This window comes from Gordonia otitidis NBRC 100426 (assembly GCF_000248075.1).
GTDB lineage: Bacteria > Actinomycetota > Actinomycetes > Mycobacteriales > Mycobacteriaceae > Gordonia > Gordonia otitidis.
Genome location: NZ_BAFB01000127.1, coordinates 1 through 11,302 on the forward strand (window position 1 = coordinate 1; position 11,302 = coordinate 11,302).

The following is an 11,302-nucleotide window of genomic DNA, read 5'->3' on the forward strand; positions in this document are numbered from 1 at the left end:
CGATGGCCATCGCTGCGATGAGTGCGACCCTCGGTGTCGGCGGTGCGATCGGCCTGCCGCTGTCTGCGTGGATCGCACAGACATGGAACTGGCACGCCCTGTTCTGGGTCGCCGCGGCTCTCGGCGCCGTCGTGCTGGCGCTGGTCGTCGTCGTCGTGCCGCACGTGCCCGACGCCACCGGTGGCCGCCTCGACATCGTCGGCGCCATCGGCCTGGCGATCGGCCTGTGTGCAGCGCTCATCGCTGTCTCGAAGGGCAACGACTGGGGGTGGGCATCCGGCACGACGCTGGGGCTGCTCGCCGCAGGCATCGTCGTCCTGATCGCGTGGGGCTTCTATCAGTTGCGTACGACCGAGCCGCTCGTCGACCTGCGTACCACCGCACGGCCGTCGGTCCTGCTGACCAATATCGCCGCCATCGCGATCGGCTTCGGCATGATGGCGCAGTCGGTGGTCATCCCGGCGCTGCTCGAGATGCCGGAGGAAACGGGGATCGGACTCGGGCAGAGCATGCTGGCGGCCGGACTCTGGATGGCACCAGGTGGTCTGATGATGCTGGTCTTCTCTCCGGTGTCGGGCATCCTGATCAACAAGATCGGCGCCAAGTACACGCTGGCCATCGGTGCGACCGTTCTCGGCGTGGGTTACCTGATCGCACTGTTCCTGATGAATTCGCCGTGGCAGCTCATGATCGCGTCGATCATCGCCGCGTCGGGCGTCGGTATCGGGTACGCGGCAATGCCCACCCTCATCATGGGTTCGGTGCCCATGACCGAGGCCGGTTCCGCCGTGGGCCTGAACGGATTGATGCGCTCGATCGGAACCACGGTCTCGTCTGCGGTGATGGCGGTGCTACTGACCACAGCAACCGTCTCGATGGGCGGGCAGGACATGCCGTCGCACACATCGTTCCGCTTGTGCTTCCTCGTCGGCGCGATCGCAGCGTTCGTGGGGGTTGCCATCACGCTGACCATTCCCAAGCGTGGTCCGCAGCCGGTACCGACAGCGACGCCGAAGTCCGACGACGCGCAATCGGTCGGCAGCGCCAGCTGAATCCGCAGACCTCCCGGCCGGGATACCGTCGACATCAGACGACGGATCCGACCGGGAGGTCTTCGCATGACGGCACCGGACCAGCGGCAGCGATTCTCGGCTCTGCCGACCAGCCGCGTCGAAGCCTTCTCCGGCGCCGACGCCCGCACCGCCGTCGCGCTCTACGCCCTGATCGCAGCTGCGATGTGTGCCAGCTGGGTTCTCCTGTACGCCTATCTGATTCGACGTCCGGACCTACTCGCCGACGGCGTGGAACCGAACTACACGCGGCACGGGGGGTGGCGGTCGGTGGCGGGAATCGGGCTCTATCTGATTGCCGGACTACTCGGCTTCTTCGTCTACCCGCTCATCGCGCTCGTCGTCTTTCCGATCCTTCCGGTGTTCTACTTTCTCACCTCGGAGGGACTCGGATTCGCCGACGCCCCGACTGACTGACCCGACCAGGTATGCGGCCGTCGGGCGGCGACACACCCGGTCGGGACTCGATCAGCGGTGCGCGAGATAGTCGGGGCGCGGCGCGTCAGCGGCGAAAGGCTGCTGCAGCGCATTCGATTTCGCATTGAACACGACGAACAGATTGCTGCGCGGATACGGGGTGATGTTGCCCGAGGACGCGTGCATGCAGTTCGAATCGAAGTACAGTGCCGATCCCGCAGGCCCCGTGATCATGTCGATGCCGTGTTCGTCGGCGAGAACGGTCACGTCAGACTCCTCGGGCGTCCCGAACGGCGGACGGTAGGAGACCAGCGACTGGTTGTGATAGTCGTCGGGCGTCTGCCCGACACAGCCGACGAACTGCTTGTGCGAGCCCGGGATGATCATCAACGCACCATTGGTGGTCAGGTTGGGGGTCAGCGCGAGCGAGACACTAAGCGCACGAGGCGTCGGCATGCCATCCTCGGCGTGCCAGGTCTCGAAATCGGAATGCCAGTAGAACGGCCCCCCGGCGAAGCCAGGCTTCAGATTGATACGACTCTGGTGGATGTAGACGTCGTCACCCAGAATCTGTTGTGCCACACCGGCGATGTTGGTACGGGCGCAGATCTCGGCGATCGCGTCGCTCAGCTCGTGCACGGCAAACAGTGATCGCACGTCACCGTTCGACGATTCACGCACCACTCGTTCGTCAACGCCGAGCTTGTCGGTGATCGCTCCCACCTCGGCCAGACAGGTATCGATGTCGTTGTCGGACAACACGTTCTCTGCGGTGTGGTAGCCACGGTCACGGTATCCGGCCACCTCGCCCGCAGACAGTGGGCCGACCGGATCGGCGGGCCACACCACGGGGTGGGGTCGGGGTTCGATTTCTCCGTGCTCCGCGAGGCGTGTCCTGTAGACGTCCACGGGGCGGCTGGCCGTTCGAGTTTCTGTGATCAACGCTGATCCTTTCCCTCAATCTGCATTCGCCCTATCGGCATGTAGCCAGGGTTGATCCATGATGCAGCGGGGGCGCGGTGTCGGCACGAAGCCACACTGCGGCCCATGCATTCGCGGAGTCTACGTATTCAAACCCGGCGCGTCGAGGGCCCCGAGGCCCCGTGACCATCGGAAAGCGGTCGCCACCTGCGCGGAGACGGTCGACATGATCAGTTCAACCGCTCACCCGTTTCGGGGTGGAACAGGTGTACCGCGGTGTCGGCCTGGCGCAGCCTGATTCCGTCGCCACGTTTCGCCGGCGCGCGTTCTGGGGATCGGACTACCACGGTCATCGGCTCGCCGTCGAGGTTCCGGATCGAGTCGTCGGCAAGCGAAGCGTACACGTAGGTCTCGCTGCCCAGTTCCTCCAACAGCGCGACGTCGGCGTCCATGCCGCTGTCACCGCCGGCCAGCGCGAGATGCTCTGGACGGATACCGACGATCACCGACGAGACGCCCGACTTGCGCAGAGCCGCCTCCGATTCCGCATCGAGGTCGACGCTGGCCTGCCCGATGCCGACCGAACCGTCGGTGACCGGTGCGGTGAACAGATTCATCGAGGGTGACCCGATGAAACCCGCGACGAATGCATTCAGCGGCCGATCGTAGAGCTCGGTAGGGGTCGAGAACTGTTGCAGCATGCCGTCCTTGAGTACGGCCACCCTGTCTCCCATGGTCATCGCCTCCACCTGGTCGTGGGTGACGTAGACCGTGGTGGTGCCCAGACGCCGCTGCAGCGCCGCGATCTGCGTTCTGGTCTGCACCCGCAGCTTTGCGTCGAGATTCGACAACGGCTCGTCCATGCAGAAGACCTGCGGTTCGCGCACGATAGCGCGTCCCATCGCCACCCGCTGTCGCTGGCCACCGGACAGCTTCGCCGGCTTCCTGTCGAGGAAGTCTGTCAGGTCGAGTAGTTTGGCGGCCTCGGCGACCTTGGCTTTACGCTCGGCCGTCGGCACACCGCGCATCTTGAGCGCGAATCCCATGTTCTCGCCGACGGTCTTGTTGGGGTAGAGCGCATAGTTCTGGAAGACCATTGCGATGTCGCGGTCCTTGGGTGCGACCCCGACCATGCTCTTGCCACCGATGTGGATTGCGCCCGAATCGATCTCCTCGAGACCGGCGAGCATACGCAGCGCCGTCGACTTGCCTGAGCCCGACGGGCCGACGAGGACGATGAACTCGCCATCCTCGATGCCGAGGTCGAGCGAGTCGACGGCCAGTTTGTCGGCACCGGGGTAGACGCAGCACGCTTTGTCGTAGGTGATGGAAGCCATTGTGAACTCCTGTGTTTCGCTGAGATGTTGGTCGGTGAGTGACTACTTGATGGCGCCGAAGGACAATCCGCGGACGAGCTTGTTCTGCGCGATCCATCCGCATACGACGACGGGAAGCGCGGTCAGCACCGACGCCGCCGACAGTTGCGCCCAGTACAGACCCTGTCCGGACATGAACCCGGTGAGGAACACCGGCATCGTCTGTGCGTTGACCGCGGTCATGTTCACCGCGAAGAAGAACTCGTTCCAGGAGAAGATCACGCAGATGAGCGCGGTGGCCGCGATACCCGGCGAGATGAGGGGCAGGATGACCTCACGCACGGCGGTCCACAGGCTCGCACCGTCGATACTGGCTGCTTCCAACAACTCTCCCGGAACCTCCAGGAAGAAGGAACGCATCATCCACACAGCGATCGGCAGATTCATCGCCGTGTACAGGATGATGAGAGTCCAGACGTTGTCGAGCATCCCGAGTTTCCCGACGATCACATAGAGCGGGATGATCGCGGCGACGATGGGCAGCATCTTGGTGCTGATGAAGAAGAAGAGCGCATCCTTGGTCTTACGCACCGGCCGCAGCGACAACGCAAAGGCCGCGGGTACCCCGAGCAGGAGAACGAGAATCGTCGACACGACCGTGGCGCAGAGCGAGTTGAGCAGCGGCGTGCCGATGCCTGCATCGAACACATTGCGGAACTGCTGCAGTGTCGGCGTGAAGAAGAACGTCGGCGGGTTGGTTGCCGCGTCGCTCTCCTGCTTGAACGCGGTCAGGACCATCCACAGCACCGGGAAGAAGAACCCGATGGCGAGTATCCACGTGATCGCGGTCAGCACGCCGCCGCGCGGATCGCGTCGACGTCGAATCGTCGTGGCCGACGGCGACCCGACCGACTGCGGTGTCGTCGGGGTTGCGGTGGCAGTCATCAGGCGGCCTCCTCTGTTCCGGTGAATGACTTGAAGATGAGTCGAAGTGCCAGCGACGCAACGACTATCGTTCCGACGACGGTCACGACACCCATGGCTGCGGCCTGACCGATGTCGAATCCGAGAAAGGCACGCTGGTAGATGTAGAACGACAGGTTCGAACTCGCGACCCCGGGACCACCCGCGGTCATCATGTACACGGCGTCGAAGGTGTTCACCAGGTAGATCGCGCCCAACACGGTACCCAGCTCGATGAAGCGCCGCAGGTGCGGAAGCGTGAGTTCACGGAACAGCCGGAAGCTCGTTGCGCCGTCGACGCGCGCCGCCTCTTGGATGTCGCGCGGCATCGACTGCAGACCGGCGAGGATCAACAGCATCATGAACGGCGTCCATTGCCAGATCAACTCGGCCATCACACTCATGAGCGGGAACTGCGACAACCAGTCGACGTGAATTCCCAGCGGACTGAGCGCCCAGTTGACCAGGCCGTTGGTCGGCGAGAGCAGGCTCGTTTTCCACAACAGCGCCGCAGCAACCGGTGTGACCAGGAAGGGAGTGATGAGCAGAGTTCGTACAATCCCTCGCCCCAGGAACTTTCGGTCGAGCAGCAGTGCGAAGACGAGCCCCAACACCACCGAGATCAGAACCGTTCCGACGATCAGCACGATCGTGTTCAGGGTGACCTTCCAGAACTGGCTGTCGGCGAAGACGGCCGCGTAGTTCTCGAGTCCGACGAATCGACGCGAACCGGGTCGTACCAGGTTCCACGACTGGGTGGAGTAGTACAGGGTGAACACGAAGGGGACCTGTGTCACCACGATCATGAAGATGAGCGCGGGCAGCAACGGCCCACGTCGACGCCAACCCTCGGCGCGCGTGATCTGATCTCGTTTGGACGTGACCGGCGTGCACGAACCCGCGTCCGGTTGTGCCGGTGGCGTCATCACTGCGGTCGCCATGATCTACTTCTCCCTCTGGTATGACTTGCCCACGTCCTGGGCGTATTTCTGCGCCTGCTCGAGTGCATCGTGGACACTGATCTGACCGGCGATCGCAGCCGAGATCTGCTGGCTGACACGGGTTCCGAGATCCTGGAACTCGGGGATCGCAAGGAACTGAATTCCCGTGTACGGCACCGGCTTCAGTGTCGGCTTGAGCTGATCCGCCGTCTGCATCGCCGACAACGTCTGCTCGGCGAACGGCTGCGAGATCTTCTGGTAGGCGGGCAACTGGTAGGTCGACAATCTGCTGCCCGGCGGGACATGCGTCGCGCCGAGTGTCGTGGCGACGTGCTGGATGTAGCGCTTGTTGGTCATCCAGTCGATGAACTTCCACGCGTCGTCCTTGTTGTCGCTACTCGACGGAATACCGAGCGACCAGGTGTAGAGCCACCCGTTGTCCTTCTTGGCCATCGTCGGCGCGGGCAGGTAGCCGACGTCGCCGGCGATGGTCGAGTCGTCGGGACTCTCCAGCACCGACACCGCCGACGTCGCGTCGTACCACATGGCAACCTGGCCCTGCGACATCAGGTTTCCACATTCCTGGAAGCCGGACGACGACGCACCGGCCTCGCCGGATCGTCGAACGGTATCGACATACATCTGCACCGCAGCCTCGACTTCCGGGCTGGTCAACTGAGCGTTCCAGTCCTCGTCGAACCAGCGACCGCCATATGCGTTGATGACTGTGTTGAGCGGGGCGAGCACTTCGCCCCAACCGGGCTTGCCGCGCAAACAGATGCCGGCGGTCTTGTCGTTGGTGAGCTTGCGCGCCGCGTCGGCGACCTGCGGCCAGGTCGGGGTGGCGGCTAGGCTCACGCCCGCCTGTGCGAACAACTTCTTGTTGTACATGAGGAACGAGGACTCGCCGTAGAACGGAGCCGAGTACATCTGACCCTTGTAGGACAGCGCCGATTTGAGTGAGGGGATGAAATCATCGGCGTCATAGGATGAATCGGCATTCATGTACGGAGTCAGGTTGACCAGCCAGCCGTACCTGCCCCACATCGGGGTCTCATAGTTGCTGATCATCACGACGTCGAACTCGCCGCCGCCAGTCGACACCGACGCGGTGATCTTGGCACGGGCTTCGTTTTCCGAGAGCGTCACGAACTTCACGTGCACTCCCGGATTCTGTTGTTCGAACTGGTCGGAGAGTTTGACCGCGTCCTGCATCTGCGAGTTCGACACCATGGCGACGGTGACCTCACGGCTACCCCCGCCCAACGATCCCGCCCCGGAGCAGGCGGTGGCGAAGGTCAGTGACGCCGCCGCGCACACCGCCGCGAGTGCGTACCTGCCGTGCCGCCGCGATGTGCGTCGACGTCGGATTCCCAGTGATCTCACTGTTGGCCTTTCTCTTGCATGACAAGCCATTCCGCGGTGCCGGTATCGGTCACCAGAATGGTGGCGAAGCCGCCGCGCAGGGCGCCGAGGATGGATTCCTGCCGATGAACTCCGCCGGAAACGAGAATCGAGGTGGGGCATGCCCGCACGGCGTCGAGTGGAACCGACACCGTGCGCTCGACAAGGCTCGACGACACCGGTTGACCCGCTGCGTCGTAGAAACGTCCGCCGATTTCCCCGACAGCGCCCAGTTCGATCAGTTCGTCCAGGACGATGGCGTCGATGTAGGCACCCTCGAACAAAGTGGTCGACGTGGAGACCGAGCCGACCCCGAAGAGCATGACATGGGCGCCCCGTGCGGCGGAAAGCGCCTGGGAGAGAATCGAATCGCGGTTGAGTGCTGTTACCGTCTCGGCGTCGACGTAGAGCGGGGCGACCAACCGCAACGGCTGGGCGTGCAGCCTCTCGGAGAATCTGGCGAGCGCGTGGTCGACGCCGGTGTGGTAGTCGACGGAGGTCATCGAACCGTCCATCTGCACGACCCGCTGGCACGACGACGAGGCGCCCATCGCGTCGGCGACGGCTACCTGTTCCGGCCCCCAGGTGAATCCGAAGGTATCGGTGGGTTGGATACGTCGGGCGACGACCGATGCCCCGGCACGCCCGAGGGCAGCATTACCCGATGTCGTCCCGTCCGCGACCTCATCGATCACCAACACCTCATCGAGTCCGAAAGCCTGCTCGACGCGTCGCTCGAGGTCGGTGTGGATCGATGCCGACAGGTGTGGGGGCGCGGACACCGTCACCTGCACCAGACCCTGCGCCCTGGCCCGGGCCACGAGCCGACCCGCAGTGGGACGCGATACACCCAGACGTGCTGCGATCTCAGCCTGCGTCAATCCCTCCAGGTGATACATCGTCGCCGCTCTGACCAGCAACCTCAGATCCGATCCGCTGTCGGTGGTCGGGCGCGACGGCGCACGCGACGCCTGCGCGGTGTCGGAATGTCGGTGTTCGGTCTGCGCGGTCGGTGCCGCCTTCTTGCGTGTGGCCATGAGCATCGCCCTTGATGTCCGGTGTGAGCATCTGCTCACTGGCGGTGAATGTGCTCAATACGCTAACATCCTGGATGTGACCCATGCAACATCCGCAGAGGCGAGTGACGAGAGACTCGGAATCATGAGGGCGTCGGTGCTCTGGCCCGATCGCCACCTGTCCGTCGAGTCCAGATCCGCACCCCGACCTGCATCCGGTGACGTCCTGGTGAAGGTCAGCGCCGTAGGCATCTGCGGATCCGACACGCACTACCTGCGGCACGGGCGCATCGGCGAGCACGTCGTACGCGAACCGCTGGTCCTCGGACACGAGGCGGCCGGGGTGATCGTCGACGTAGGAGACGGTGTCGATCGATCGCGCATCGGCGAGCGGGTGTCGATCGAACCCCAGCGGCCCGACCCCACGAGTGCGGAAACCATGCGCGGCGAGTACAACCTGTGCCCCCGCATGCGGTTTTATGGCACACCGCCGATCGACGGAGCGCTCACGGAGTACGTGACCATCGGGGCCTCATTCGCTCACCCCGTACCCGACGACGTGAGCGATGAGGCCGCGGCACTGTTCGAGCCGTTGTCGGTGGGGATCGCATCGATTGCGAAAGCCACGGTGGGACTTGGTGACTCGTTGTTGATCAGCGGCGCCGGCCCGATCGGTCTGATGTGCGCACAGGTCGCGCGTGCTGCCGGTGTCACACGCATCGTCGTCAGCGAGCCCGACGAGACCCGACGCAGTCTCGCGCTCCGATTCGGGGCGACGTCGGCGGTGACACCCGGCGAGGAGATCGGGAGCGTCGACGCGTTCGTCGACGCCAGTGGCGCACCCGCCGCGGTAGCGGCAGGAATCGGGTCGCTGCGTCCCGGCGGACGCGCTGTGCTCGTCGGTATGGGCGCCGACACGATGGACCTGCCCGTATCGTTGATCCAGAACCGCGAGATCATCCTGACCGGCGTGTTCCGCTACGCGAACACGTGGCCGACGGCCACCCGACTGGTGAGCGCCGGAGCCGTCGATCTCGACTCGATGGTGACGGCCCGATTCGGTCTCGAGGAGATCGCGACGGCACTCGACGCCGATCGCCGTGTCGGCCACATCAAAGCCGTTGTCTACCCGGCCCTGTCGCGATACAGCGATCCCCGTCCCGACACTCGAAAGGCGCACCTGTGAGCATCCGGCTCGACAACAACGCACTTCCCTCCATCACCCGAACCCCGACGCCGGATTACGACCGCACCCAGGCGGGTGTGGGATTCGTCCATTTCGGGGTCGGTGGGTTCCACCGCGCGCATCAGGCCATGTACATCGATCGTGTCCTTGCCGAGCATGATTCGCTGTCGTGGGGCATCTGCGGAGTCGGCATCCGGCCCGCGGACCGCGCGATGCGCGATGCGCTCGTACCGCAGGACTGTCTCTACACGCTCACGCTGAAGAGTCCCGACGGCGCCGTGGACACGTCGGTGATCGGGTCCATCCTCGAGTACCTGTATGCGCCGGACGATCCGGAGGCGGTTCTCACCCGATTGGCCGATCCTGACACCCACATCGTGTCCCTCACCATCACCGAGGGCGGCTACAACTTCTCCCCCGCAACGGGTGAGTTCGACGCCGAGAATCCGGACATCGTCGCCGATCTCCGTGGAGATCGGCCACCGGCGACCGTCTTCGGATTGGTCACCGAGGGGTTGGCGCGACGACGCGCACAGGGCATTTCGTCGTTCACGGTGATGTCGTGCGACAACATCGCGGGTAACGGACATGTCGCCCGCTCCACGTTCCTCGCCTACGCACGCCTCCGCGCTCCCGATCTCGCAGAGTGGATCGATGCACACACGGCATTCCCGAACTCGATGGTCGACAGGATCACGCCTGTCACACCACCGGGTCTCGCCGCGGAGGTCGAAGCGCGTACCGGCATCATCGACAACTGGCCGGTCGTGGCCGAACCGTTTACCCAGTGGGTGCTCGAGGACTCGTTCGCCGATGGTCGACCGCCGCTCGAGAGGGTCGGGGTCCAGCTGGTCGACGACGTCACCCCGTACGAACTCATGAAGCTCCGTCTTCTCAACGCCAGCCATCAGGCGCTGTGCTACTTCGGATATCTCTTGGGATATCGCTTCGTCCACGACGCCGCCGCCGACCCTGATCTGCGAGAGCTGTTGCGCCGCTACATGATGACCGAGGCGAAGCCCACACTGGCTCCCCTCCCCGGTGTGGACGTCGACGCCTACATCGAGACACTTCTCGAACGATTCGGCAATCCCGCGATCGCCGACACCATCGCGCGACTGTGCCAGGACTCGTCTGATCGCATTCCCAAGTGGCTGGTACCGGTGATCCGCGAGCGTCTCGACGCGGGCGGGCGAGCAGACCTCGCCGCGGCCGTGGTCGCGAGCTGGACCCGCTACGCCGAAGGTGTCGACGAGAACGGGGATCCGATCACCGTCGACGACCCGAAGGCAGCCGAACTCGTTCCGCTCGCCCGGAAGTCGCGGACCGAACCTCTCGCCTTCGTCTCCGACCGGTCGCTGTTCGGCGATCTCGCCGACCGTGCCGGTTTCACCGAACCGTATACCCGGGCACTGGAATCGCTACGATCCAAAGGCTCCCGGGACACGTTGCGGGAACTGCTGTCATGACTCTCGTGGCCGGAGTCGACTCGTCGACACAATCCTGCAAGCTGGTGATCTGCGATGCCGACTCGGGGGAGGTCGTCAGATCCGCCGGTGCGCCACACCCGGCGGGCACCGAGGTGCACCCCGACCGCTGGTGGGATGCCCTGCGTACCGCGATCTCCGCGGTCGGCGGACTCGACGACGTCGACGCTGTATCCGTAGCGGGCCAGCAGCACGGGATGATCTGTCTCGACGAGTCCGGCACAGTGGTACGAGATGCGTTGTTGTGGAACGACACCCGTTCGGCATCAGCTGCCGCGGACCTCATCGACGACCTCGGCGGACCACAGAAATGGGCGGAGACCGTCGGAGTCGTGCCCGTCGCATCGATCACGGCCGCCAAGCTGCGGTGGCTCGCCGACAACGAACCGCACAACGCCGACGCGACCGCTGTGGTATGCCTTCCACACGACTGGCTGACGTGGCGCCTATCCGAATCGACCGATATCTCGACGCTGACCACCGATCGCAGCGACGCGTCGGGGACCGGCTACTTCAGTGCCGCTCGCGACGAATACCGCCCCGACCTCCTCGGTCTCGCCTTGCGCGGACGAACCCCATTA

11 protein-coding genes are annotated in these 11,302 nt (G+C 64.4%); 5 read left to right on the top strand and 6 right to left on the bottom strand.

Annotated features, from left to right (window positions below; genetic code table 11):
* A partial coding sequence (locus GOOTI_RS13100; protein WP_007239076.1) for an MFS transporter occupies nucleotides 1–1,052 on the top strand: 1,052 nt, incomplete at its 5' end.
* Between the two features lie 66 nt (nucleotides 1,053–1,118).
* Complete coding sequence (locus GOOTI_RS13105) at nucleotides 1,119–1,487, top strand: hypothetical protein (protein WP_007239077.1); 369 nt, start codon at nucleotides 1,119–1,121, stop codon at nucleotides 1,485–1,487.
* Nucleotides 1,488–1,538: 51 nt separating this feature from the next.
* On the opposite strand, the gene thpD is transcribed toward GOOTI_RS13105, so the two are convergent.
* From thpD to GOOTI_RS13135, 6 genes are all read right to left on the bottom strand, one after another.
* Nucleotides 1,539–2,429 (bottom strand): ectoine hydroxylase, encoded by an 891-nt coding sequence (thpD, locus tag GOOTI_RS13110; RefSeq protein WP_039994085.1) that lies wholly within the window; start codon nucleotides 2,427–2,429, stop codon nucleotides 1,539–1,541.
* Between the two features lie 209 nt (nucleotides 2,430–2,638).
* Nucleotides 2,639–3,745 (bottom strand): ABC transporter ATP-binding protein, encoded by a 1,107-nt coding sequence (locus tag GOOTI_RS13115; protein ID WP_007239079.1) that lies wholly within the window; start codon nucleotides 3,743–3,745, stop codon nucleotides 2,639–2,641.
* A gap of 42 nt (nucleotides 3,746–3,787) precedes the next feature.
* Nucleotides 3,788–4,669: a carbohydrate ABC transporter permease gene (locus tag GOOTI_RS13120; RefSeq protein WP_007239080.1), complete on the bottom strand. Its 882-nt coding sequence runs from the start codon at nucleotides 4,667–4,669 to the stop codon at nucleotides 3,788–3,790.
* Nucleotides 4,669–5,613 carry a carbohydrate ABC transporter permease gene (locus GOOTI_RS13125; RefSeq protein ID WP_233425499.1) on the bottom strand — a complete coding sequence of 315 codons (945 nt, stop codon included), beginning with the start codon at nucleotides 5,611–5,613 and terminating at the stop codon, nucleotides 4,669–4,671. The genes GOOTI_RS13120 and GOOTI_RS13125 overlap by 1 nt, the downstream gene beginning before the upstream one ends.
* Before the next feature lie 18 nt (nucleotides 5,614–5,631).
* Nucleotides 5,632–7,014, bottom strand: coding sequence for an ABC transporter substrate-binding protein (locus tag GOOTI_RS13130; RefSeq protein WP_444542607.1), 1,383 nt, complete (start codon nucleotides 7,012–7,014; stop codon nucleotides 5,632–5,634).
* Nucleotides 7,011–8,069: a sugar-binding transcriptional regulator gene (locus GOOTI_RS13135; protein WP_039994086.1), complete on the bottom strand. Its 1,059-nt coding sequence runs from the start codon at nucleotides 8,067–8,069 to the stop codon at nucleotides 7,011–7,013. Before GOOTI_RS13135 ends, GOOTI_RS13130 begins: the two co-directional genes overlap by 4 nt.
* A gap of 124 nt (nucleotides 8,070–8,193) precedes the next feature.
* On the opposite strand from GOOTI_RS13135, the gene GOOTI_RS13140 reads away from it, so the two are divergent.
* From GOOTI_RS13140 to GOOTI_RS13150, 3 genes are all read left to right on the top strand, one after another.
* Nucleotides 8,194–9,234 carry an NAD(P)-dependent alcohol dehydrogenase gene (locus GOOTI_RS13140; RefSeq protein WP_039994087.1) on the top strand — a complete coding sequence of 347 codons (1,041 nt, stop codon included), beginning with the start codon at nucleotides 8,194–8,196 and terminating at the stop codon, nucleotides 9,232–9,234.
* Nucleotides 9,231–10,703, top strand: a complete 1,473-nt coding sequence (locus GOOTI_RS13145; RefSeq protein WP_007239085.1) for a mannitol dehydrogenase family protein — start codon at nucleotides 9,231–9,233, stop codon at nucleotides 10,701–10,703. The genes GOOTI_RS13140 and GOOTI_RS13145 overlap by 4 nt, the downstream gene beginning before the upstream one ends.
* The coding region (locus GOOTI_RS13150; RefSeq protein ID WP_007239086.1) for an FGGY family carbohydrate kinase at nucleotides 10,700–11,302 on the top strand (603 nt) is incomplete at its 3' end. The genes GOOTI_RS13145 and GOOTI_RS13150, both read left to right, overlap by 4 nt.

Excerpts from the sequence above, each read along its gene's own strand:
- GOOTI_RS13105 (WP_007239077.1), top strand. The coding sequence starts at position 1,119 with ATGACGGCACCGGACCAGCGGCAGCGATTCTCGGCTCTGCCGACCAGC.
- GOOTI_RS13125 (WP_233425499.1), bottom strand. The coding sequence starts at position 5,613 with ATGACGCCACCGGCACAACCGGACGCGGGTTCGTGCACGCCGGTCACG.
- GOOTI_RS13115 (WP_007239079.1), bottom strand. The coding sequence starts at position 3,745 with ATGGCTTCCATCACCTACGACAAAGCGTGCTGCGTCTACCCCGGTGCC.
- GOOTI_RS13120 (WP_007239080.1), bottom strand. The coding sequence starts at position 4,669 with ATGACTGCCACCGCAACCCCGACGACACCGCAGTCGGTCGGGTCGCCG.
- GOOTI_RS13135 (WP_039994086.1), bottom strand. The coding sequence starts at position 8,069 with ATGGCCACACGCAAGAAGGCGGCACCGACCGCGCAGACCGAACACCGA.
- GOOTI_RS13140 (WP_039994087.1), top strand. The coding sequence starts at position 8,194 with ATGAGGGCGTCGGTGCTCTGGCCCGATCGCCACCTGTCCGTCGAGTCC.